The 22,246-nt window shown below is 42.7% G+C and carries 24 protein-coding genes and 1 riboswitch; of the genes, 7 read left to right on the top strand and 17 right to left on the bottom strand.

All coding sequences use genetic code 11. The features are described 5' to 3' along the window. Positions 1 to 84: 84 nt before the first annotated feature. Positions 85 to 306, top strand: a complete 222-nt coding sequence (locus tag ACFOJ8_RS07460; protein WP_380654697.1) for a hypothetical protein — start codon at positions 85 to 87, stop codon at positions 304 to 306. Between the two features lie 55 nt (positions 307 to 361). On the opposite strand, the gene ACFOJ8_RS07465 is transcribed toward ACFOJ8_RS07460, so the two are convergent. The 5 genes from ACFOJ8_RS07465 to ACFOJ8_RS07485 all read right to left on the bottom strand — a co-directional run bounded on the left by ACFOJ8_RS07465 (position 362) and on the right by ACFOJ8_RS07485 (position 5,114). Further along, the gene (locus ACFOJ8_RS07465; RefSeq protein WP_380654700.1) at positions 362 to 2,071 is read right to left on the bottom strand and encodes a glutathione ABC transporter substrate-binding protein; all 1,710 of its coding nucleotides are present in this window, start codon (positions 2,069 to 2,071) and stop codon (positions 362 to 364) included. A gap of 160 nt (positions 2,072 to 2,231) precedes the next feature. Beyond that, positions 2,232 to 2,492 (bottom strand): YneF family protein, encoded by a 261-nt coding sequence (locus tag ACFOJ8_RS07470; RefSeq protein WP_380654703.1) that lies wholly within the window; start codon positions 2,490 to 2,492, stop codon positions 2,232 to 2,234. A gap of 66 nt (positions 2,493 to 2,558) precedes the next feature. Beyond that, positions 2,559 to 4,544 carry a transketolase gene (gene tkt, locus ACFOJ8_RS07475; RefSeq protein WP_380654706.1) on the bottom strand — a complete coding sequence of 662 codons (1,986 nt, stop codon included), beginning with the start codon at positions 4,542 to 4,544 and terminating at the stop codon, positions 2,559 to 2,561. Between the two features lie 17 nt (positions 4,545 to 4,561). Further along, entirely contained in the window at positions 4,562 to 4,792 is a 231-nt protein-coding gene (locus ACFOJ8_RS07480) for a DUF896 domain-containing protein (RefSeq protein ID WP_380654709.1), read from the bottom strand. 73 nt (positions 4,793 to 4,865) lie between these two features. Beyond that, entirely contained in the window at positions 4,866 to 5,114 is a 249-nt protein-coding gene (locus ACFOJ8_RS07485; protein WP_380654712.1) for a hypothetical protein, read from the bottom strand. 139 nt (positions 5,115 to 5,253) lie between these two features. On the opposite strand from ACFOJ8_RS07485, the gene lexA reads away from it, so the two are divergent. Further along, entirely contained in the window at positions 5,254 to 5,868 is a 615-nt protein-coding gene (lexA, locus tag ACFOJ8_RS07490; RefSeq protein WP_380654714.1) for a transcriptional repressor LexA, read from the top strand. 92 nt (positions 5,869 to 5,960) lie between these two features. Here the strand turns inward: lexA and ACFOJ8_RS07495 are convergent, their stop codons facing one another. From ACFOJ8_RS07495 to panB, 5 genes are all read right to left on the bottom strand, one after another. Next, a complete protein-coding gene (locus tag ACFOJ8_RS07495; protein ID WP_380654717.1) occupies positions 5,961 to 6,098 on the bottom strand; it encodes a hypothetical protein in 138 nt (45 codons plus the stop codon). 92 nt (positions 6,099 to 6,190) lie between these two features. After that, positions 6,191 to 7,180, bottom strand: a complete 990-nt coding sequence (locus tag ACFOJ8_RS07500) for a CAP domain-containing protein (protein WP_380654720.1) — start codon at positions 7,178 to 7,180, stop codon at positions 6,191 to 6,193. Positions 7,181 to 7,228: 48 nt separating this feature from the next. Continuing rightward, complete coding sequence (gene panD, locus ACFOJ8_RS07505) at positions 7,229 to 7,630, bottom strand: aspartate 1-decarboxylase (RefSeq protein ID WP_380654723.1); 402 nt, start codon at positions 7,628 to 7,630, stop codon at positions 7,229 to 7,231. After that, the gene (gene panC, locus ACFOJ8_RS07510) at positions 7,605 to 8,468 is read right to left on the bottom strand and encodes a pantoate--beta-alanine ligase (protein WP_380654726.1); all 864 of its coding nucleotides are present in this window, start codon (positions 8,466 to 8,468) and stop codon (positions 7,605 to 7,607) included. Before panC ends, panD begins: the two co-directional genes overlap by 26 nt. Then, complete coding sequence (gene panB / locus ACFOJ8_RS07515; protein WP_380654729.1) at positions 8,468 to 9,274, bottom strand: 3-methyl-2-oxobutanoate hydroxymethyltransferase; 807 nt, start codon at positions 9,272 to 9,274, stop codon at positions 8,468 to 8,470. Before panB ends, panC begins: the two co-directional genes overlap by 1 nt. 91 nt (positions 9,275 to 9,365) lie before the next feature. Here panB and ACFOJ8_RS07520 point away from each other — a divergent pair, with 91 nt between their 5' ends. Then, a complete protein-coding gene (locus ACFOJ8_RS07520; RefSeq protein WP_380654732.1) occupies positions 9,366 to 10,235 on the top strand; it encodes a 2-dehydropantoate 2-reductase N-terminal domain-containing protein in 870 nt (289 codons plus the stop codon). Between the two features lie 134 nt (positions 10,236 to 10,369). On the opposite strand, the gene ACFOJ8_RS07525 is transcribed toward ACFOJ8_RS07520, so the two are convergent. The 3 genes from ACFOJ8_RS07525 to ACFOJ8_RS07535 form a co-directional block, all read right to left on the bottom strand. After that, positions 10,370 to 11,749: a sulfatase family protein gene (locus ACFOJ8_RS07525; RefSeq protein ID WP_380654735.1), complete on the bottom strand. Its 1,380-nt coding sequence runs from the start codon at positions 11,747 to 11,749 to the stop codon at positions 10,370 to 10,372. 34 nt (positions 11,750 to 11,783) lie between these two features. Then, a complete protein-coding gene (locus ACFOJ8_RS07530; protein WP_380654738.1) occupies positions 11,784 to 13,361 on the bottom strand; it encodes a PTS transporter subunit EIIC in 1,578 nt (525 codons plus the stop codon). 176 nt (positions 13,362 to 13,537) lie between these two features. Then, positions 13,538 to 14,260 carry a GntR family transcriptional regulator gene (locus tag ACFOJ8_RS07535; protein ID WP_380654741.1) on the bottom strand — a complete coding sequence of 241 codons (723 nt, stop codon included), beginning with the start codon at positions 14,258 to 14,260 and terminating at the stop codon, positions 13,538 to 13,540. Between the two features lie 327 nt (positions 14,261 to 14,587). Between ACFOJ8_RS07535 and ACFOJ8_RS07540 the strand changes: the two genes are divergently transcribed. The 3 genes from ACFOJ8_RS07540 to ACFOJ8_RS07550 all read left to right on the top strand — a co-directional run bounded on the left by ACFOJ8_RS07540 (position 14,588) and on the right by ACFOJ8_RS07550 (position 18,497). Next, positions 14,588 to 16,324 carry an ABC transporter ATP-binding protein gene (locus tag ACFOJ8_RS07540; protein WP_449329070.1) on the top strand — a complete coding sequence of 579 codons (1,737 nt, stop codon included), beginning with the start codon at positions 14,588 to 14,590 and terminating at the stop codon, positions 16,322 to 16,324. A 100-nt stretch (positions 16,325 to 16,424) separates the two neighbouring features. Continuing rightward, a riboswitch (purine riboswitch) is annotated at positions 16,425 to 16,526 on the top strand. Between the two features lie 79 nt (positions 16,527 to 16,605). Continuing rightward, a complete protein-coding gene (locus ACFOJ8_RS07545) occupies positions 16,606 to 17,190 on the top strand; it encodes a xanthine phosphoribosyltransferase (protein ID WP_380654746.1) in 585 nt (194 codons plus the stop codon). After that, positions 17,190 to 18,497, top strand: a complete 1,308-nt coding sequence (locus ACFOJ8_RS07550) for a nucleobase:cation symporter-2 family protein (RefSeq protein ID WP_380654749.1) — start codon at positions 17,190 to 17,192, stop codon at positions 18,495 to 18,497. Before ACFOJ8_RS07545 ends, ACFOJ8_RS07550 begins: the two co-directional genes overlap by 1 nt. Positions 18,498 to 18,546: 49 nt before the next feature. On the opposite strand, the gene ACFOJ8_RS07555 is transcribed toward ACFOJ8_RS07550, so the two are convergent. The 3 genes from ACFOJ8_RS07555 to ACFOJ8_RS07565 all read right to left on the bottom strand — a co-directional run bounded on the left by ACFOJ8_RS07555 (position 18,547) and on the right by ACFOJ8_RS07565 (position 20,387). Next, a complete protein-coding gene (locus tag ACFOJ8_RS07555; protein ID WP_380654751.1) occupies positions 18,547 to 18,735 on the bottom strand; it encodes a hypothetical protein in 189 nt (62 codons plus the stop codon). Positions 18,736 to 18,832: 97 nt separating this feature from the next. Beyond that, a complete protein-coding gene (locus tag ACFOJ8_RS07560; RefSeq protein WP_380654753.1) occupies positions 18,833 to 19,876 on the bottom strand; it encodes a hypothetical protein in 1,044 nt (347 codons plus the stop codon). Further along, complete coding sequence (locus tag ACFOJ8_RS07565; RefSeq protein ID WP_380654755.1) at positions 19,869 to 20,387, bottom strand: sigma-70 family RNA polymerase sigma factor; 519 nt, start codon at positions 20,385 to 20,387, stop codon at positions 19,869 to 19,871. Before ACFOJ8_RS07565 ends, ACFOJ8_RS07560 begins: the two co-directional genes overlap by 8 nt. Positions 20,388 to 20,607: 220 nt before the next feature. Here ACFOJ8_RS07565 and ACFOJ8_RS07570 point away from each other — a divergent pair, with 220 nt between their 5' ends. Beyond that, positions 20,608 to 20,838 (top strand): hypothetical protein, encoded by a 231-nt coding sequence (locus tag ACFOJ8_RS07570; RefSeq protein ID WP_380654758.1) that lies wholly within the window; start codon positions 20,608 to 20,610, stop codon positions 20,836 to 20,838. A gap of 154 nt (positions 20,839 to 20,992) precedes the next feature. Here ACFOJ8_RS07570 and ACFOJ8_RS07575 read toward each other — a convergent pair whose 3' ends face one another. Continuing rightward, positions 20,993 to 22,219 carry a methionine gamma-lyase family protein gene (locus tag ACFOJ8_RS07575; protein ID WP_380657072.1) on the bottom strand — a complete coding sequence of 409 codons (1,227 nt, stop codon included), beginning with the start codon at positions 22,217 to 22,219 and terminating at the stop codon, positions 20,993 to 20,995. Positions 22,220 to 22,246: the final 27 nt, after the last annotated feature.

Below are 22,246 nucleotides of genomic sequence, written 5' to 3' on the forward strand. Positions count from 1 at the left end.
ATTGGATGAAAAAAATAAATAGTGTTTATGACATTCAAATATGGGAATAAATTAATAACTACATTAGAGTCAGGAGGCTTTTTCATGTCAGATTCCAACTTGAGTTCACTCGAACAAGGCAGCCATTATACAGCACAAGCGCTTAAAGACTTTCTCAATACATCGGATGCTGCGGTACTCTCTTCAAATGAGGAGGAACTGTTTACCGATTTGAAGCGCGAATATAAAGTGGTTCATCAGTTCAAAGGATGCTTTGAAGGTGGCAATTATCAAGAAAAACGCACTTATATAGTTGAAAAGGTATAAGACTAAAAAACCCTTGAGATTTTCTCTCAAGGGTTTTACTTTGTTTACTGCTAAACTAGTTGAATGATACATTCTCAATTCTGATATTGCCGACTGGATCAAGGTCAACACCACTTACTTCACTAGAGTTGACACCGATAGCGAAGTTCGTATGGAACAGATAAGCTGCCGGTGCTTCTTCAATCAGAATTTCCTGTGCTTGGCTGTATGCTTCGAATCTAGTATCTTCATCTGGTTCTGTACGTCCTTCATCGAGTAGTCTGTCGACTTCTTCGTTGGTGTAGAAGGAACGGTTCCCTGTTGAACCGTGACTATCAGAATGGAAGAGCGCATAGAGACCATAGTCCGCGTCCGCAGTCACAGTTGTCCAGCCAAGGATGAACATCTCATGATCTCCTTGCGAGGTGCGATCGAGGTATGTGCCCCATTCGTACTGCTCAATTTGAACATCAATGTTTAGCTCAGACAATTTTTCTTGGATATATACGGCGGTATCGTTGATCTGTGGGTCTTCATCGACCCATATTGTGGTCTGGAAACCATCTGCTACATCCGTTTCTGCCAGAATTTCTTTGGCACGGTCCATGTCGTATTCGACACCCTCAAGGTTTTCGTCAAATCCCCATACATCAGGCGCCAGTGGTCCTTCTGCTTTGATTCCCATATCATCATACACACCGGAAATGATCTCATCCCGGTCGATAGCATATGAAATGGCCTGCCTGACTCTGATATCATCAAATGGTTCTTTTTCAGTATTGAAACCAAGGTAGGACATTCTGACAGATTCTTGTTCAACGAGTTCAGTATCTGCCCCTTCTTCTATTCTTGTAGCACTCGTAGAATCGATATCGCCTGCAATCTGAACATTGCCTCTTTCGAGGTCGGCTATGCGTGGTCCGTTCTCAGGAACGACACGGAACGTTACTGTTTCAAAATTGCGGTCGCCCCCTTGGAAGTCTTCAAACTTCTGAAGTACTGTCTCGTCTCCCGGTGACCGTGATTCGAATACTAGGTGGTTAGTACCGTCCGCTTCTGAACCGATGACACTACCTGTTTCCCCAGCGATACTCTCAGCAACTTCCTCGTATTCAGAACCGCCTTCTTCACGCAGTTCATAGTACTCATCTGCCGTCATATCCACGCCACCTGCATCTAATGCCGCTTGGTAATCTGCATCAATCAGTTCTTTGCTGATAATACCTGCAGTATTATGTGCCAAATGACTTGGGAGTGGCGCAAACGGATATTCGGTGCGCAGATTTACTTCGTAATCTCCGACCACTTCGACTTCAGAAATCATTTCGAAGAGAAATGCCACTTGAGAAGCAACAGCAGTATCTCTAACACGATCTAGAGTTGCCTTCACATCGTTGGCTGTAAAGTCGGAACCGTTATGGAAAGTTGTCCCTTCCCGTAAAGTGAACGTCCACACGTCATCTTCTGTCGCTTCCCAGTCTTCGGCGAGACCCGGCTCAAGCACCATATCTACCCCCTGGTGTACCAGCGTCTCATAAATATTTCTTCTGACTTGTGCAGATGCTGAATCGTTACTGCCATGAGGGTCCAGTGTGACAGCGTCATCCATCATTGCGATGGTCAAATCGCCGCTTGCCCCCTGCTCTTCTCCCTCTGCATTATCGGAAGCTTCTCCGCCACTCGAACTCTCCTCCACTGCATCGTCAACGTCTGAATCATTTGTACATGCGGCCAGTAGCATGGTGAATATTAATACAAAAAACATCATTGAAAATCTTCTGGTCATTCAAGTTCCCCCTTTGTTATTCTGATTTAAGTATATATGAACCACAGTCTTGCTTCAATAATTATTCGAAATAATGAGAATTTTTAGCATAATGAAGTAACAATAATATCTATTACTTCATATAAAAATAACCCGCCTGCAGATGCAGACGGGTCAAATTTTATTTTTTTGAAGCTTTCATACGATCTTTAGCCGATTTTGTATCTGTCGCTGACTTGTTCATCATTGACATCATCTGGTTTATCTTCTTCTGGGAAGGCTTCTGTCCCATTTGCATCATCATCATTCTGAGCATTTCCTCATTAATCGGCGGGTTCTTTTCAAGATAGTCCATCATGTACTTTCTTGCTAAAAAGAATCCAAGGGCAACGCCACCGATGAGCGCAACTGTAACAATTACTATCCAAATCCAAGTAGCCAAACTGCTCACCTCTTTCTTCGTAGACCATAATAAAGTTTACATTAAAAGCAGGTGGTTTTCAACAGATTATTTATCGAGGACCGTACCCAATACACGCTCGACGGTGAATCCGTACTTCTCAATCACAACATCTCCTGGTGCACTGGCACCGTAAGTGTCGATTGCGTGGATTTTACCGTTCATGCCGATGAAGCGATGCCAGCCGAGACTTGCTGCCATTTCTATCGCTGTACGATTTTCAATATGGGTGTTCAATACGCTTTCGATATACTCTGCATCTTGTTTTAAGAACTGCTGCATGTTAGGAATGGAAGCGACTTTGACATTCACATTTTGCGCCTCGAGTTGCTCCGCTGCTTTAACTGCCAACGGCACTTCACTACCGGATGCGAAAAGAATGGCATCATCACCTTTGTCGTACACAAGATAGCCGCCCTTTTTGACACCTGTCTCTATGGTCTCGTAAGGAAGGTCGAGTGCTTCGACATTTTGACGTGTGAGCACGAGTGCTGTCGGTGCATCTTCTGCTTCCATAGCCACTTTCCATGCTGCACGAGTTTCGTTACCTTCTGCTGGACGAATTGTATTCAGATTCGGAATGGCTCTCAATCCCGCTAGCTGTTCGATTGGCTCGTGTGTTGGACCATCTTCACCTACTGCGATAGAATCATGTGTCAACACATAGGTCACTGGCAGTTTCATCAGGGCACTAAGACGAATTGCCGGCTTCATATAGTCACTGAATACAAAGAATGTACCGCCATATGGATAGATACCGCCGTGTGCCGCCATACCATTGAGCGCTGCCGCCATACCAAATTCTCTCACACCGAACCATACATTGCGTCCACCGTAGTTATTGTGGTCGAAGTCCTCTTGGTCTACTACATTTGTCTTGTTACTGCTTGCAAGATCGGCCGCACCGCCAAACAATGTCGGCACACTCCTAGAGAGAGCCTGAATCATTTCACTTGAAGTGGCACGTGTCGCTTTTGAGTCACCTGCTTCATAGAAAGGCATGTCCTTATCATAATCTTCCTGCAGACGGTGATTGATCGCATCATCTAGTTCTTTATAGAGCTCACCATGCTCCTCCTGGTATGCTTCCATCATCTTATTCCAAGCTTCTTCCTTCTCATTGCTTCTCTGTTTCATCGTTTCGCTGAAACGATCGTAGACGGAAGCATCAACCTTGAAAGTTTCTTCAGGATCAAAACCATAGTATTCGAACGCTGCTTTGCGTTCATCTGCACCAAGTGGCGCGCCGTGGGAAGCACTTTTACCTTGTTTGTTAGGCGCACCATACCCGATGATTGTTTTCACTTCGATCATCGTCGGCTGATTGGCTGATTTTGCTTCTGTGATGGCTTGATCGATTTGTTCCACATCGTTACCATCATCTACTTTAATATAATTCCAGTTATATCCTTCAAAACGCTTTTTAATATCTTCAGAGAAACTCTTATCAAGATCCCCATCAAGAGAAATGTCATTGGAGTCGTAAAGCACAATCAATTTGTCGAGAGCGAGGTGCCCAGCTAATGAAGCCGCTTCATGAGAGATACCTTCCATCAGATCACCGTCACTTGCTACAACATAAGTGTAGTGGTCTACAACATCATAGTTTTCACGATTGAATCTGGCAGCCAGGTGTTTCTCGGCCATTGCCATACCCACGCTCATTGCGAATCCCTGTCCAAGTGGTCCGGTCGTGATTTCTACACCTTCTGTGTGTTTAAACTCAGGGTGTCCTGGTGTTTTAGACTCATACTGCCTGAAATTCTTGATTTCATCCATTTCAAGCGCACCGCTCAGATGCAGCAGACTGTATATGAGCATTGAGCCATGTCCAGCACTAAGTACGAAACGGTCCCTGTTGAACCATGCCATTGAGTTAGGATTGAAATTCAGGTGACGACTCCATAGGGTATAGGCCATCGGTGCTGCACCCATCGGTAGACCCGGGTGTCCGGAATTCGCCTTTTCGATCGCATCGATTGAAAGTGTTCTGATTGTATTGACTGCTAGCTGATCCGTTTTATCGAATGTCATTTCATATGCTCCTTTAGTCACTGTTTTTTATCTTCTTGAATTCGCTTGAGTTTTTCAGGTGTTACATCGTTTCCTTCAGGATCGATCACTTTCGTGTTCTCGACCTGCGCCCTGAAAGATGACCTGAAGTTTTTCAAATATTCTCCCCTTAGGCCCTTCAATTCTTCCAGTTCGTTCTTTTCAATGCTACCTGTTTTCTTTTTGGCAGCTAAAGTGTTGATACGCTGTAATTTTTCTTTTTCCAACATGCTGAAACCTCCTGTCCACTCCCTTATAATTTACCATAAAAAAAAGTATGAGACCATTCTCATACTTGGCGGTTTATTCTATTAGTCCGATCAATTCCATCATCTGGTCGATTGGGGTCCGTTCCTTATAGTGTTCTTCCAGAACATCCGTTTCCTCTTCAGCCACCATAGGCGATTCTTCAGTGATTACTTCAAACTCATCTATATACACTACATTGGAATGTGTGTTCTCTATTTTATGGGAGTCGAACATGAATATAAGACCGGCAACTAGCGCAAATGCAAAAATCGCACTCAATAGCTTTAATTCCTTCATTGTCATAAAATTCCCTCCAGAACATATGTTTGTATAAACATAATAACAGAACGCGTGTTCCGGGTCAATAGAATTACGAACAAACGTTTGTAACCTGGGGATGGATATGTTAAAATCGTATATATAATGAGTCGGAGGTATATATATGAAGGCGCTAACAGATAGACAAAAGCAAATATATCAATTTATAAAAACTACCGTTCAAGAAAAAGGCTATCCGCCAAGTGTGAGAGAGATTGGAAACGCAGTGGGTCTTCAGTCAAGTTCAACAGTTCACGGACATCTCGCGAAACTACAAGAAAAGGGCTACATCAAGAGAGATCCAACTAAGCCAAGAGCAATTGAAATTATTACAGAAGAAAACGACCAGTACAGCGCAGTCATTCAAGTCCCTGTACTCGGCAAAGTCACAGCAGGACTTCCAATCACAGCTGTGGAGAATATTGATGAATACTTTCCTTTACCGGAACACTTCACAGCCAACCACAATAGCGAAATCTTCCTGCTTAATGTATCCGGCGACAGTATGATTGAAGCCGGCATCCATGATGGTGATCGCGTTATTGTGCGCAAACAAAATATCGCCCATAACGGCGATATCATTGTCGCCATGACTGAAGAAGATGAAGCTACAGTCAAACGTTTCTATAAAGAAAATGGATATTATAGGCTTCAACCTGAGAATGCATCCATGGAACCGATCATTGTCGAGAGTGTCACGGTACTCGGTAAAGTCGTTGGACTGTTCCGCTCATTCTAGCAATAAAAATGGACATATTAAAAGGGCGCTTGTGCGCCCTTTTTATTATGTCCTTCCAATGCCATCCTGTAATTGTTTTTTACTGCTGATTTCTATCTACCAAGTATTATTTTGACTTGTTCTAAAATATCTGTGGAATCTTTTGTATTGTTTTCTTGCGTTTTAGTGTTCAATTGCATCCCCTCGTTCTCTCGATCTATCAGGATGGGTAGTAGGAAGGTAATAACCATTTCCATTACACCTGCAGTGTCTACTGATAGATTCCCCTTGGGCGCATTTCGAAACGCATTTAATGGAGTACTTTTACCCCATTGGTGTCACATCACCTATATACATAGTTTTCAGTATAGTAAGGAATATCGTCATCATTATAAGCTGTGCCAACACCAAGATGTGTAAATTCAGGTTTTAGCGTATTGACACGATGGTCTAAGGAGTTCATTAGACTATGGTGAGAAAAGATCGTAGACGTGTGCCCCATCGCGATATTCTCCCCGGCCATTCTATAAGATACATCCGCTGCTTCTATACGATCTTTCAGTGTCTCTCCATCAGGGGAGTCATGATTAAAATAATCCCGCTCAGCCATATCTTCACTATGCCCAAGTGCTGCATCCGCAGCCTGCTGGTCTACTTCCAGAGGGTTAAATCCATATTCGTATCTCGTTGCATTAATCAGCAAGTGGTTCATTCTGGAATTATCTTCAGTAGGAGGATGGTTATAAAGTGTTTCGGTTTCACGTATTTCATCTTTTGAAAGCATCAGAACCCCATTCACCTTCTCTGAGTCGTGTAAATCATAGAAAAAGTAAACGTAACGGTCCTTAAGGTCATAGACTTCGTATTCCTCATTTGTGACCCTGAGGCGTTTCCAGCCTTTTTTTATCGACTCCACCGGCTCTCCGTAAATCTCTCTGACACTTTCACGATCCATGCCTTCCATATTGATTGTATCAATCGAAACATCATCGCTGTTCGTATAGGCACCTGTGACCTTACCGTCATTGATAAGCACCATTCGGAACATACCGTAATCGTTCTCAACCACAAATTGCCCTGCATATTCGCTCTCCAGCACTTCCTGATCTTCCACTTCGTATTGGGTGCCGAGATTAATTGCCACTTCTTGTGTTTGTTCACTATTAACTTCTTGTATTTCGCTCATATCATACGTCGGGTAGATGTTTTCCTCAAGCCAGCCACTGAGATAGCTGCGGTTGAACCCATCCTCAAAATCATAGGACTGTACTACCGGCGCAAGAAACGTAGAAGCGATATATATGAAAATAATAAAGAAAAGTTTGCCGAGCATGAATGCACCTCCATTAGAAAAGTTCAAAAAAAGCAATTAAACAGATGTCTAATTACTTCCATGATGTGTATATTCGGTTTGTCTTTTTTCAAAGTACTGGGGATCTACAATATTGTTCTGCGCGTCCACAATTACTACATTTGGTTCAAAGCCGGCAAGCTCTGCTTCCTCGACCTGCACATAGCTGATAATGATAATGACATCTCCAACCTGCACTTTTCTAGCGGCGGCACCATTCAAACATATTTCGTTCGAACCTCTCTCACCTTCGATGACGTAGGTTTCAAGCCGTTCCCCGTTGTTGTTATTGACGATTTGAACCTTCTCATTTGGCAGAATGTTCGCTGCTTCAAGAAGTACCGGATCAATCGTAATGCTGCCAACGTAATTCAAGTTGGCTTCAGTCACGACTGCACGGTGTATTTTACCGTTCATCATTGTTCTGATCATTTTTCATCACCATCACATTATCTATTAACCGTGTTCTTTCAAACTTAACAGCAATGAATATTATAGCATCTCCCGCTATGATTTGAACAGGATTAAGATCGGGGTGCGTAAAAATCTGCAAGTCGTCAATCGTCCCTGAAGTATGATCCATGATATGCGCTTCAATGTGGGATTTAACAGCTTTAGCATCAGTTGTACCTTCCTGAATCAGATCTCTCCCCAAAAGCAGTGCCTGATTAATCGCGGCAGCCTCTTTGCGCTCTGCCTCGGATAAGTTGACGTTCCGGCTACTCTTTGCCAGACCATCAGATTCACGCTCAGTCGGTACACCAATGATTTTTATGTCATGATTGAAGTCCTCGGTCATCCGTTTAATAATCATCAGTTGCTGGCGATCCTTCTCTCCAAATACAGCGTAATCAGGACGAATAATATTAAACAGCTTATTAACCACCGTCACCACACCTTCAAAATGGCCGGGCCTTCTGACACCATCAAGAATAGAGGCCATGGTCTCAAGACTTAGAAGAAGTTCCGGCCTTTTCGGATACATCTCCGTTTCTGATGGATGGAAGACGACATCCACGTTATGTCTACGACAGATTTCAAGGTCGCGTTCGATATCTCTAGGATAGTTGTCTAAATCTTCGTCCGGGCCGAACTGCAGCGGATTGACAAATATGCTCACGACTACAATGTCACCCTTATGCCGAGCAGCCTCGACCAGTGCCATATGACCCTCGTGCAAATATCCCATAGTCGGTACCAAGGCGATAGTTTGTCCTTCTGCTGCACCGAGTATACTGCGTACTTCTTTTATCGTACTTGCTGTTTTCATTATTCTTCAAAAACCTTTCTCTTATATGTTGTCGACGCATCCGGGAACGTTCCTGCTTTGACCGCTTCAGCGTAAGATTTTAATCCCTCTACGCCGGTTGTGTTGAAATCTGCAAAAGGTCTGACAAATTTCGGCAGGCGCTCACTGCCGTACTGCAGTACATCGTGATAGACAAGCACCTGACCATCTACATCGACGCCCGCACCGATCCCAATTGTCGGGATCTCAAGAACCGAAGTGACCTTACGCGCAAGGTCCGAAGGAATGGCTTCTAGCACAATCATCGAAGCCCCAGCGGCCTCGACTGCTTTGGCATCTTCTATCAACTGCAATGCAGCGGCTTCATCTGACGCCTGCATCCTGAATCCTGTAACCCCAACCGACTGTGGTGTCAGTCCAAGATGACCGACTACAGGCACACCAGCACCCACCGCACGACGGATAATGTCTATGCATTCAGAACCTTCCAATTTGATGGCATTGGCATCTGTCTTCTGATAGAGAGTGATGGCATTACCCACACCATCGTCTACATTGGCGTGGTACGTCCCAAAAGGCATATCCACGACAATGTACGTGTCAGGGGCGCCCCGGCGGACTGCCTTGGCATGATGAACCATATCATCCATTGTCACTTGAACAGTACTGTTATATCCGAGCACCGTCATGCCAAGTGAGTCACCGACCAACAGCGTGTCCATACCTGCCGCTTCGCTCTGTTTTGCACTTGGGTAGTCATATGCTGTGACCATGGTGATCTTCTCACCTTCTTTTTTCATCTTTTTCCAATCACTTGTCACTTTCATGATGCTGCTCCTTTCCATTCGGAAGTTATATATTATAATTAGTCTATCATATTATCTACACACGCTACATACACCTCAAGGAGGCTTATCTATGAAAATTGCAGTCATCGGCATCGGCGCTGTCGGTAGCGTCATTGCACGAGAACTTAAAAAGCTCAATCATAATACCACACTTTTCGGCAAGTCTATAAAAGAAGGGTTCACCATACTGGAAAATGATCAGAAAACCTACTACCCTTACCAGATTCTAGACCTTCATGAATATGAGGGATCATCATTCGACATCATTTTCGTCGCCACCAAGGCGACTGCCCTTGAAGCTTTGAGTCCACACATTTCTAAGATGTGCCATAAAAACACGGAAATCATCCTTTGCGAGAATGGAATGGGATTCGATCATTTCTTCCATAATCCCATACCTGCAGTCGTCTACATCAGCGGACAAAAGCATGATCACATGATTCATCATTTTCAAGACGCTCGCCTACTTGTGGAAGACAAATCTTATATTTACTTGGCTACACTTATCGAAGATTTAGAGAGAAGTGTCGATGCAGAACTGATAATAGAAAGATCTAATGACTTCCTTCGCCATCGGTATGAAAAACTTTTGATTAATCTCGGAATCAATTCAGTTACCGCATTGGCCAAAAATACCGCAAAAATTTTCGACCTTGATACAATCATACATTTGACCCGATCGCTACTTGAGGAAGGATTGGCCATCATTAACCACGATGAGCAAATCATAGAGCCAGCATTCATCGACACGGCGCTATCCATCTATGCGAGTTATGATCGTGATATGGGAACAAGCATGTTTTATGATGCCACCTCAGGTACTAGAACTGAGTACGAATTTATCCAGAAGTATTTGCATGGGCAAAAGGGAAATCTCGAAACTCCTGTGTTGGATATTGTCGTCACTCTACTCGAGGCCTACCAGTACGAGAGGCAGTAACAGTTTCGATCTACCTATATGATAAAAGCAGTGCTCGCCATTTGTAGCGAGCACTGCTTTTGTTATTGATAAGGTTAAGGAATTTACACATCCATTGCACATTAGTTTCCATGATCTTCTGTCATTACTTTATATCATTTCTTTTCACTGACCTCATAGTCCTCAGGATTCTTCGAACTCGGATTGTACGTTTCCTTCCTATTGATTTTCCACCCCGGTCTAACATCGAAATGACCACTCAGAATCGGATCATCTGTTTTTTTCTGATAAGCATCGAGGCGACGCCTCATATCCTCAAGCACTTCCAGATATTCAGGATCATCCGCAAGATTGTTTCTCTCACCTGTATCGTAGAGCAAATCATAAAGCCCTTCCTTTGGTTTCACAACCTGATCCAGTCCATTTTCATGAAAGAAGACCTTGCTTGTGGAATTATCGATGTTTGTTCGGTTAACTTTCAAGTAGTCTTCGTCAAAAAATCTAATATATTTATATCGCTTCGTTCGTATACTCCTCGCCGGCTCATAGGAAGTATGGTAGTTGATTTCTGAAAACACTTCTTTTCGTATTTCGAGATCCTTTGTCTCGAACATATCAGCAAAAGAGACGCCCTGAAGGTAGGAAGGCTCATCTGCACCGATTAGTTCGCAGAGTGTTGGGAATATATCGACCTGGGAAACCATACCCTCCACCACCTCACCATTCATCTCACTGCCCGGTACGCGCATGATGAGTGAAACACCGATACCGGAATCGAACAATGTACATTTGCCAAATGGGAAGGCAAGTCCATGATCGGTTGTAAAGATGATGATGGAGTTTTCATAGAGGCCTTCGGCTTTCAAAGTATCTATGACGACTTCAAAAGAACGGTCGAACCATGAGGCAGAGCGCAAATACCCGGTATAGTCCTCTCTGATTGTTTGGGTTTCTGGGAGAGGCGCTGGCGGCATTACGTATTTCGAATCAAACTGCTGACCCTCGAATCCTTCCTCCGGGAACTTCCTGTGTGTTGCGAAAAGTCCATAGGACAAAAAGAACGGCTTATCGTCATCCACACTCTTCAACCAATCGCTGACACTATGTGCGTTTTCATAATCCCACTCTACCAGTTCCTGCTCTGTCATGTCCGTGTTATCAACTGAGATATTTTGATCATAACCGATAATTTGTGCCGCTTCCGCATGATCAGTATATTTACCTGCTTCGTGCTGGATTCCGCATAGCACGGTATAATAATCCTCTGATTTCAAGAAATTCACAAGGTGCTGATTGTAGTCATGCAGTTGGAATCCCCGCTGTGATAGCCCGTACATGCCATTGCTGTGCGGATACATGCCTGTCAACAACCCTGCACGGCTTGGTGAGCATGTCGGTCCGACGCAGTAAGCCTGCCTGAAGAGTGTCGACTCTTCAGCAAACGACTGCAGTGACGGGGTTGGTACGTCATAGCCATAAGGACTCAACACCTTCCCGCTATCGTGCGTATGGATATAGATGATATTTTTCTTCAATTTGGATCTCCTTTCAGCGATGCTTTGAAGCACCTTACTTTATCTGTTGGTTTGAGTTATCGAGGTATTCGTCGATATCGCTTCTTACCATGTTGACTTTCGGTCCATAGATGACTTGAATTGATTTCCCACGGACGACCGTGTTCATGGCACCAGTACTTTTAAGCGTATCGGAATTAATCATGTCCGGTTTTTTGACAGTGACACGCAACCGCGTTGCGCAGTTATCAATATCCGTGATGTTATCAAGACCGCCAAGTCCTGCAAGAATTGTTTCCGCCTTTCCGGAATCATAGGAAGCTTTATGATTGTTTTCTGCTTCTTCGACATCCTCTTCATCACGTCCAGGTGTTTTAGCATTGAGTTTCAAAATCAACGTCCTGAAGACGAAATAATATACGAGTATGACCGGAATAGCGAGCACCAGTACCCAGATGTAGTTCGTTTTTTCGTTCCCTTGGAAGACACCAAAAAGAAGGAATTCGGTAACCCCTGCTGCGAATGTCGAACCGATTGTAATATTGAATAGACTCGCCACAACAAAACATAGGGCAAATAGCAGAGCTTCTGCGACGAACAGAATTGGGGATGCAAATAGTAGCGCAAAGGATATCGGTTCTGTGACACCAGTAATGAAGGCCGTAAGCCCTATGGAGATCAGAAAACCTGAAGTCGCCTTACGTCTCGGACCTTTAGGTATGGTCGAATACATTGCCAAAACAATACCAATCATACCAAACATAAAGTGCAGATAGCGCCCACTGTTGAAGAGAGCCAGATTACTGTAGAACTTTGTTGTCTCAGGGTCAGACAACTGTGCTAAGAATATTGTCTGGAATCCTTCCACCATTTGTCCATTGACTTCCATTGTTCCCCCGGCGGCCGTCGTCCAAAAAGGAAGATAGAAGACGTGATGCAGACCGAACAAGTAGAGCATTCGCAGCAGAAGACCATAAAGGAAAGCACCAAGTGTACCAAGCCCAGTTGCAAATTCTCCGAAGTTTGCGATGCCATTTCCAATAGCTGGCCAGATGAGGAACATGAGCGCGCCAACGATGAGGAAGATGAAAGTATTGATAATCGGAACGAATCTCGAACCACCGAAGAAAGCAAGGAATTCCGGTAGTTTAATGTTATAGAATTTGTTATGTACTAATCCGGTGACAATACCTGTCAGTATACCGCCGAAGACACCCATCTGAAGTGTCGGTACACCAAATTGAGCTCCTTGGCCAAGTGTTCTCGGATCTACACCTTCAGGCGCAAGCTGGCCAGTAATTTCAAGAAGTGAACTAACGGTAATGATCATCACGAAGTATCCGACTACAGCAGCTAAAGCAGCCGGGCCTTTTTCTCTTTTTGCCAGTCCAATCGTGATACCTACAGCAAAAATCAGCGGCAACGCATCAAATACGCCGGAACCAGCTGCATTCATAATGGTCAGAATGGCTTGCAAGATTGTATTGTCGAGAACCGGATATGTCTCGATGACAGCAGTGCCGGACAGTGCTGCTGATACACCAAGTAGCAATCCGGCTACCGGCAGTATCGCAACTGGTAGAAGAATCGCTTTACCAAGCTGTTGTGCAAAACCCATAAACTTGTCTTTCATATTAATCCCCTTTCATCCCTTATGGACATATTGATCATTTAGTAATGAAAAATGCTGTGAGCGTTTTCATATAAATCATCATATCAGAGCACATTAATTTGTCAATACAAATTATAATTTGTATTATCATTTATAATAAAATGCGGACCGATGTCGGCCCGCATTTTAGGATTCTTTTATTTTTGTCTAATGGATTGATACTGATATTTCTCTGTATTGATCACAAGCTCAGTGTAATCCAGAATACTCCCATCGGTAAGAAAGGTCGTGTTGAAAACCTTAAGTAGCGGAGAAGCTTGATCGCACCCGAAGTACCCGATCATTTCTTCTGTCGGCATGATTGGGACGACGATATGGTGAGAGTGGTCAATAATCAACTTTCTTTCTTCCTCAATATAGCTGTATTTAGACCTGGAGAGACGCTCATAGGTCAGATCCGGATATGCCATTACGCTCATATAACTTGTTTCAATCATCATCGGCTCTCCATCAGCTTCTCTCAACCTGACGATATGATAAACTGGGCTATCTATTTCCAAATTCAATTTTTGACTGACTTCCCTATTTGCAGCAACAACTTTGAAGTCCAATACTTTAGATGATGCTTTCTTTCCCATCGCTTTCATCTCTTCTGTAAAGCTTTTGACTGTCGTTGCACGACTGACAACTTTCTTCTCAGCCACATATGTGCCGCTCCCCTGACTACGTGACAAGTAACCTCTTGCCACAAGATTGTTTGTCGCTTGACGCACTGTAACTCGGCTGACTGAATATTTACTTGATAGTTCTTGCTCGGTTTCTATCGGTTCTCCTTTTGAATAATGACCACTTTTGATGTTTTGCATAATATAATTTTCAATCATTTTATACTTCGGGATTTTCTTTGCACTCTGGGCCAAATTAATCTCCTCCTGAATTTTGATTCCGACCGGATTTATTAATACAAATATTATATAAATTATAACAAAAACATTCAGCTTCTGCAGATATACGTACCTGCCTAGGCGTGTATTCCAACATGATGTGTAATGAAACTGAAACAACATAGTTACCACAGAATTAAATCTCCGTTTTTCGAAATTACCGTGTTGGTTATCATACATAAGAAGTATCAAAATCCAATCTAATTGAGAAACATTTTCAATGTAAGGACTTTAGGCTGACTCCAATACTAAAGTAGACATGATATAATCAGGAGGGAATTTATACATATACCATTTGGAAAATTGGAGGTACAGCAATTGAAACGCTTTTTTTCTTACTATGCACCATATAAACTCTTATTCTTCACTGACTTTTTCTGTGCGGTTGTAGTCGGGTTACTTGAACTCGGTTTTCCGCTCATTGTCAATCTCTTCATTGATAGATTACTCCCCTCCGGTAATTGGCAATGGATCATCATAGCCGCTGCCGGTCTCATTTTGGTCTATATGCTCAATACCTTCTTGCAGTTTATAGTCACCTACTACGGTCACATGCTCGGGACGAACATAGAACGAGATATACGTAATGACCTCTATGGTCACATCCAGCGGCTATCCTATCGTTTCTTTGATAATACGAAAACAGGCAAACTTTTAACACGATTGACCAACGATTTAATGAACGTTGGCGAAATGGCGCACCATGGTCCGGAAGACCTTTTCATTGCCATAATGACTCTACTTGGCGCGTTTGCGATCATGTTCGCTATACATCCACAATTGGCAATCATTTCATTTATCATTGTTCCGCTTATACTTGTAATCGCCATCTACTTCAACAAAAAGATGACTGTCGCATTTAGAGAACTTTTTGGACGTGTATCAGACTTCAACCACTTGATTGAGGACAAAATTGGCGGCATTAGATTGGTTCAGGCGTTTGCAAATGAGCAACGCGAGTACGATAACTTCAAAATGATCAACGACGCGTTTAGGCAGACAAAGCTGAAAGCTTATAAGATTATGGCATTCAATACATCCAGTACATATATGCTAATGCGTCTCGTCACGGTATTCATACTAATCGCAGGTGCGTACTACACAATGAATGGTGAATTGACATTCGGAGAATTCGCGGCATTCATTCTCATCTCGAATATCCTTTTCAAACCACTTGAGAAGATCAACGCTGTGATTGAGCTTTATCCGAACGGAATTGCCGGCTTCAATCACTTTACAGAAATCATGCGCGAGGTGCCGGACGTAAAGGATCACGAAAATGCGGTACCCCTCGAATCTGCAAGAGGCCAAATCGACTACAATGATGTTACTTTTGCCTATGATGACAAAACAGTGCTAAACAGTATCTCTCTAGCCATCAATCCAGGGGAAACAGTTGCTTTTGTTGGACCAAGCGGTGCAGGTAAAACGACATTGTGTTCTCTTCTACCAAGATTCTACGATGTAACACGAGGGTCCATCCAAGTGGATGGTAAGGATATACGAGACTATACGCTTGCTTCATTGAGAGAAAATATCGGAACTGTCCAGCAAGATGTCTTTTTGTTTTCCGGTACATTGAGAGACAACGTTGCTTACGGTAAACCTGAAGCTGAAGATGAAGAAATATATGCGGCGCTTGAGAAAGCTCAATTGAAAGAACTCGTGGATAGCTACCGGGACGGGTTGGATACCGTTGTTGGGGAACGTGGTGTTAAACTGTCAGGTGGACAGAAACAACGTATCGCCATTGCACGTATGTTCTTGAAAAACCCACCGATTCTCATACTCGATGAAGCGACAAGTGCACTCGACACTGCAACAGAAGTGCAGATTCAGACTGCTTTGAATCGTCTCGCTGAAGGCCGGACAACACTGGTCATCGCCCACCGTCTCGCTACTATCAAGAATGCAGATCGCATCATGGTCGTCACTAAAGAAGGCATCGCTGAAAACGGCAGTCACGAATCACTCATGGCGAAAAAGGATGGTATATATAAGTCATTGCACGATGCTCAATTTGCTTATCAAACTACTTAAAAACCGAACTAAATCACAAAAACATTGTATTTTTAAACTAAAACATGAACATCACTTAAAAATAGTGTTGAAAAGTTCGTTTATTGTGTTATGATTATCTACATCTTAAATACAAAGCACTCATATAATCGCGGGGATATGGCCTGCAAGTTTCTACCGGAACACCGTAAATGTTCTGACTATGGGTGAGTAACTTGCGTGATTACACTCGAAGTATACTCATCTCATGATGTGTGCTTTGAGTTTTTTTGTTTTTAAAAATACTTTTTGGGGTGTTGTTCATGCAGTTGCTTAAGGAAAAAATACTGAGCGAAGGTGTTGCACTTTCAAACACGGTACTGAAAGTGGATCAATTTTTAAATCATCAAATTGACCCTGCTCTTATGGCTGAGATCGGTCAAGCATTCAAAGAACGGTTTGAAGGAAAGAATATTACGAGGATACTGACACTGGAATCTTCAGGTATCGCGCCTTCCGTAATGGCAGGACTTGCGCTCGGTGTTCCGGTTGTATTCGCAAGGAAAAGAAAATCACTGACCTTGGACGAGAATCTCCTTACTGCAGAGGTCTATTCATATACTAAACAGGAAACAAATACTATCGCTGTTGCCGACAAATTCATCAATGACTCAGATGTTGTACTCATTATAGACGACTTCCTTGCTAACGGGGAAGCTGCTAACGCACTGGCCGAAGTCGTTGAATTAGCTGGTGCTGAAGTTGCCGGAATTGGTATCGTCATTGAAAAATCATTCCAAAGTGGTCCGCAGAAACTTAAAGATAGAGGCTATCATGTTGAGTCGCTCGCGCGTATTGCCTCCTTATCCAATGGAGAAATCAAATTCCTATCAGAGGTGAACGCATAATGCAGATGTCAAAAACAAAACAAATGTCACTCGGTTTCCAACACGTACTCGCTATGTATGCAGGTGCAGTCGTCGTCCCACTGATTGTCGGTGGGGCCATCGGTCTTACATCTGCCCAACTAACGTACTTGATTGCGATTGATATCTTCATGTGTGGAATCGCAACTATCCTTCAGGTCTGGAAGAACCAGTTTTCAGGCATCGGCCTTCCTGTTGTGCTTGGTTGTACCTTCACTGCCGTCGGACCGATGATTGCAATTGGCAATACTTACGGCATTACTTCAATCTATGGCGCAATACTAGTCACTGGACTATTCGTTTTACTCATTGGAAAATACTTCAGCAAGATGATCCGCTTCTTCCCGCCAGTGGTGACCGGGACTGTCGTCACCATCATAGGAATTACACTCGTTCCAGTCGCTATGCATGATATATCCGGTGGCCAAGGGAGTGCGGATTACGGTTCTGGCATCAACCTTGCCCTTGGATTTAGCACACTTGCAGTCATATTGATTCTTTTCAGATTCGGTAAAGGCTTCCTTAAGTCCATTGCTATTTTAAGCGGTATCGTCATTGTCACTGTCATCAGTTCATTCTTCGGTATGGTAGACATGTCTGAAGTCCGGGATGCATCATGGTTCCACCTACCACACTTCTTCTTTTTCGGTATGCCAGAATTCCATCTGGTACCGATCTTGACGATGATGCTTGTGGCAATCGTCGGTCTGGTCGAAGCGACAGGTGTCTACTTCGCACTCGGTGATATTTGTGAAAAGGACATCGAAGAAAAAGACCTTAAGCGCGGCTATCGTGCAGAAGGTATGGCCATCATTCTCGGAGGTCTATTTAATGCCTTTCCTTATACAACCTACTCTCAAAATGTTGGGCTCGTACAGCTTTCCGGCGTACGCAACAAACGTATTATCTACATCGCTGGTGTCATGTTGATACTACTTGGACTTGTGCCAAAAATCGGTGCTATCACAATGGGCATCCCGACACCTGTCCTTGGTGGTGCAATGCTTGCGATGTTTGGTATGGTCATCTCATATGGCATCAAAATGCTCTCAAGAGTTGACTTTGAAAATCAGAACAACCTGATGATTGTTGCGATATCAATCGGAATGGGACTCGGTGTCACAGCAGTACCCGATCTCTTTGCCATCGTTCCACCGACATTTGGTGTCGTTGCGGAAAGCGGTATTGTACTTGGCAGTTTAACTGCAATCATTCTTAATCTGATATTTAACCTAAGAAGTGAAAACATCAAACAACCTACGCTTGAAAATGAACAGATTACACAGTAAGTCAATAAAAGCACCATGCGACAAAATATCGCATGGTGCTTTTTCAATGTTACATACTGCTTAATATTATCAATACTCCGACGACTACGATTTCCATTCCAATCATCCACTTTAGAAAAATATCAGCATCGGAGTTCTTCATGCTTCTACCGTTGTTGTTGAAAAGCATCGATCGTCTCGTAAACAGTAGCACAGCAGTCAGAAAAATGATCGGCAGCATCAGTGTCACGTAGACCATAATCTTACCCTCCATTTTCAGCGATCACCATCGTTTGCACATTCGTTTAATCTTGCAGAATCTCTTATTCCTATTATACCCGTTATGCATTTTGGCATCACCTATTATCTGGAATTTCTATTTCAATATTATGTTGATAAGAAAGTGGGTTATTGGAAGACATTCGACGAAATACGAGATCTACATGTTTTGCTTCATTCAATTCTTCTATCGTTCCTTCTGAAAGCGATTTATAGTATCTAAATATCCCATCGGAATTCTGGCTTAATACATAAGTTTGACCCAATTGATCAGTCAGCTCGGCTATTATCCCATTATAGTCATCATTTACGATTTCTTCTGTTTTCAATGCGGCATTGAACGGATGGATACTCAGAGACTCAGCACGAATTGGCGAGTTATGATTCCCTGGTGCCCCCTCCAGGGGTATTGTTTTGGTGTCCTCATAAATACTTCCTGGGTCGAGCGTCAAATCGAATGTGTAGTTATGATGTATACGTTCTTCAAGGCCCCTTTCCATAGCTCCTGGTATTTGCGGATCGGATATTGTTATATCCACATCTATGTCTGTTTCATTTTCCAAATTGGTATCATGATAAAAGGTGACAATATTTTGATACACTTGCCCTTGGGCTTCTCCCGCTGCAATTGAATAAATATCAAGCGTCTCACCGTTTACGGACAGCTCTAAGATCCGAGGGAACATCAGATAGTTTAATTGCTCATCATGCGCTTTAAAATCGAGAAGAAAGTTGAAGGAAATTGAATGTGAGTCAGCTGCAACATCAGTCAACTTTATCGACAGACCCTCATATACTTCAACTTGGTTAATTTCGTTCTTGTAATCTTCCACCCCTGTACCCAAAAAAGTTTTTAAAGACTGATGGATGTTTTCAAAAGCATTAAAAACATTGGCCTGAATGCTATTGCTAACAGGACTTAAAAATATACCTGTAAATAATATGGCAGCTAGTACTACCCCTATCAATGCTCTTAAAGGCGTTTTATTATTTTTACGTTGTTCAGGAATGGACGCTTTAAACCTTTTTAGTATCCGATCTTCTTCCTCAACAGACAATGGTACATAATCATATTCTGCGGCTTGTGCATCATTAAACTTTTCGAACATGATCTTATTCATTATTGTACCCCTCCCTGAGTCTTTTTCTGGCTCTGGAAACATGATTATATGCACTGTCTGGAGTTATTCCCAACAGTTCAGCAGATTCCTTTACACTGTAGCCGTCTATATAAATATATGTAAGCAATTTCTGGTCAATCGGCTTAAGGCTTCTAATAAGATCTTCAAACTCCATCTTCCAGAAGCTGTCTGTCGCATGCCCTGTGTCTAACTGGTATGATTCATCGTGAAGTTCTTTCCTATATTTCCGTAGTATGTCTATTGCTTGAAAACGTGCAATAACTCCGATCCAGTTTTTGAATGACGAACGATTAGAATCATAATAATCAATATTATTCCAGATAGACAGGAGCACATCGTTAAAACACTCTTCTTCATGAGACTCCAATTGATATAGATGTTTGTTGATAATATATTTAAGAAGCCCCCCGTGTGTACGGACCAAAAGCTCGATGCCAGATTCATCATGCTTCTTTATCTTTTTAATAATTCTTTTGGTTTTTATGTCCAAGATTTCTTTCCTCCTTTACTGCTCACCCATATTTACGTATGTTATAAGGAGAATCTATCATTTGATTTTTACATCAAATATTATGAACTCGGTAAAGAAAATTAAAAGTTACTCTAAAGCTACAATGGGAGTGTTCAATGTATCTAGTTTGTTTAATCGAAAAGTTATAACAAGCGACAAAATATAAAGTAAATTGGTTCACTAAGGGAGGATACAAAATATGGAGCTATTAACATGGATAACTATAGGTTTCATAATGACAGGGTGTTCGCTTTTAATATGTATGAAAAAAGGAATGGAAAGTAAGCTTGCTTCTATTACGATAGCTGGTGAAGATGAAAAAAGCCAAAGAGAGGCTCAACTTCTAATCTGGTGGATAGTAAGCACGACGGTTTGGGGAGTAGTAAGCATAATGCTTATCGTTTTATGGTTTAATCTCTACTTTGGATAACTTGGAACCTTGAATTTAATTAAGCAAGTAGGCGTATTCATTGAAGAGGCATTTACTTAAAAATAGAACTACCGAATAAACGGCAGTTCTATTTTTTATACATCAAAATCAAGTTCGTTGAACTATTTTAAAAAGACTCTAGATTCCCTAGAGTCTATAATGTGATCATTTTCTTTTCGACCATTTCACCAAGTGCCGTAGTGAGCGCATAGACAACATGTTCAAAAACAAGACCACCCTGAACAAATACGGTATAAGGACGGCGGATGGGGCCGTCTGCACTGAGCTCGAGCGATGCCCCCTGTATGAATGTACCTGCGGCCATGATAACAGGATTCTCGTAGCCTGGAATATCGCTAGGGACAGGTAGGAACTGCGAGTTGACCGGTGATGCTTTTTGGATCATTTGGGTGAACGTGACCATCTCTTCCTCCGTGTTAAATGATACACTTTGAATCAGATCAGTACGCTTTGCATCAGGTACAGGGTCCGTCTTTAGCCCTACCTTCGACAGCAAATGACTTGTCAGAACGGCGCCATTTAAGCTTTCCATAACGACATGTGGTGCCATGAAGAAGCCCTGGTACATATCCTGCAAGGCATTCAAACTGGCCCCCATCTCCTTACCAATTCCGGGTACAGTCAGACGATAACTAATGCGTGTAACAAGGTCCCTTCTTCCGGCGATATACCCGCCCATACGAGCTAAGCCCCCGCCCGGATTCTTAATGAGGCTCCCCGCAATGACATCCGCACCTACTTCGATAGGTTCCCTGGTCTCAACAAACTCGCCGTAGCAGTTGTCGACAAAGATAATAATATCAGGATGTTTGGCCTTTATTTTTTCAATCATCATCTGTATCTCATCGATTGTTAACGATTTCCGCATACTGTAGCCGCGTGAACGCTGGATTGCAATCATCTTAGTATTCGATGTAATGGTTGCCATGATTTGGGAAACATCAAATTGATCATCAACCAAATCGATGACCCTGTAGTTAACACCCTTTTCTGTTAAGCTGCCGATATCGTCAGTTGAGCGACCAATAACTTTATCAAGTGTATCGTACGGTGCACCACTGATATAGATGAGCTCGTCACCTTTTTCAAGCAAGGCGAGCAATACGAGACTAATAGCGTGAGTACCTGATATGATTTGGCTTCTGACAATCGCATCTTCGCTTCTAAATACAGAGCGATATATTTCTTCAAGTTTGTCACGACCAGTATCATCGTAGCCGTAGCCTGTAGTACCAGTGAAATCACTCTCCGCTACCCCATTATCATGAAAAGCTTTCATCACCTTGTTAAAATTTCTTTGTGCAATCTTCTTATTTTTTCTCATAATCGGCTCAATTGCGTCGATGGATGCTTCCACCATCGTTTCTATCTTTTTATGTTCCAAGCA

The organism is Salinicoccus sesuvii, from assembly GCF_042648145.1.
Lineage (GTDB): Bacteria > Bacillota > Bacilli > Staphylococcales > Salinicoccaceae > Salinicoccus > Salinicoccus sesuvii.

Bases quoted from the DNA above. Each gene is read 5' to 3' on its own strand.
- ACFOJ8_RS07460 (WP_380654697.1), top strand. From the start codon at position 85: ATGTCAGATTCCAACTTGAGTTCACTCGAACAAGGCAGCCATTATACA.
- ACFOJ8_RS07465 (WP_380654700.1), bottom strand. From the start codon at position 2,071: ATGACCAGAAGATTTTCAATGATGTTTTTTGTATTAATATTCACCATG.
- tkt (WP_380654706.1), bottom strand. From the start codon at position 4,544: ATGACATTCGATAAAACGGATCAGCTAGCAGTCAATACAATCAGAACA.
- ACFOJ8_RS07480 (WP_380654709.1), bottom strand. From the start codon at position 4,792: ATGTTGGAAAAAGAAAAATTACAGCGTATCAACACTTTAGCTGCCAAA.
- ACFOJ8_RS07485 (WP_380654712.1), bottom strand. From the start codon at position 5,114: ATGACAATGAAGGAATTAAAGCTATTGAGTGCGATTTTTGCATTTGCG.
- lexA (WP_380654714.1), top strand. From the start codon at position 5,254: ATGAAGGCGCTAACAGATAGACAAAAGCAAATATATCAATTTATAAAA.
- ACFOJ8_RS07495 (WP_380654717.1), bottom strand. From the start codon at position 6,098: ATGGTTATTACCTTCCTACTACCCATCCTGATAGATCGAGAGAACGAG.
- ACFOJ8_RS07500 (WP_380654720.1), bottom strand. From the start codon at position 7,180: ATGCTCGGCAAACTTTTCTTTATTATTTTCATATATATCGCTTCTACG.
- panD (WP_380654723.1), bottom strand. From the start codon at position 7,630: ATGATCAGAACAATGATGAACGGTAAAATACACCGTGCAGTCGTGACT.
- panC (WP_380654726.1), bottom strand. From the start codon at position 8,468: ATGAAAACAGCAAGTACGATAAAAGAAGTACGCAGTATACTCGGTGCA.
- panB (WP_380654729.1), bottom strand. From the start codon at position 9,274: ATGAAAGTGACAAGTGATTGGAAAAAGATGAAAAAAGAAGGTGAGAAG.
- ACFOJ8_RS07520 (WP_380654732.1), top strand. From the start codon at position 9,366: ATGAAAATTGCAGTCATCGGCATCGGCGCTGTCGGTAGCGTCATTGCA.
- ACFOJ8_RS07530 (WP_380654738.1), bottom strand. From the start codon at position 13,361: ATGAAAGACAAGTTTATGGGTTTTGCACAACAGCTTGGTAAAGCGATT.
- ACFOJ8_RS07545 (WP_380654746.1), top strand. From the start codon at position 16,606: ATGCAGTTGCTTAAGGAAAAAATACTGAGCGAAGGTGTTGCACTTTCA.
- ACFOJ8_RS07550 (WP_380654749.1), top strand. From the start codon at position 17,190: ATGCAGATGTCAAAAACAAAACAAATGTCACTCGGTTTCCAACACGTA.
- ACFOJ8_RS07555 (WP_380654751.1), bottom strand. From the start codon at position 18,735: ATGGTCTACGTGACACTGATGCTGCCGATCATTTTTCTGACTGCTGTG.
- ACFOJ8_RS07560 (WP_380654753.1), bottom strand. From the start codon at position 19,876: ATGAATAAGATCATGTTCGAAAAGTTTAATGATGCACAAGCCGCAGAA.
- ACFOJ8_RS07570 (WP_380654758.1), top strand. From the start codon at position 20,608: ATGGAGCTATTAACATGGATAACTATAGGTTTCATAATGACAGGGTGT.
- ACFOJ8_RS07575 (WP_380657072.1), bottom strand. From the start codon at position 22,219: ATGGTGGAAGCATCCATCGACGCAATTGAGCCGATTATGAGAAAAAAT.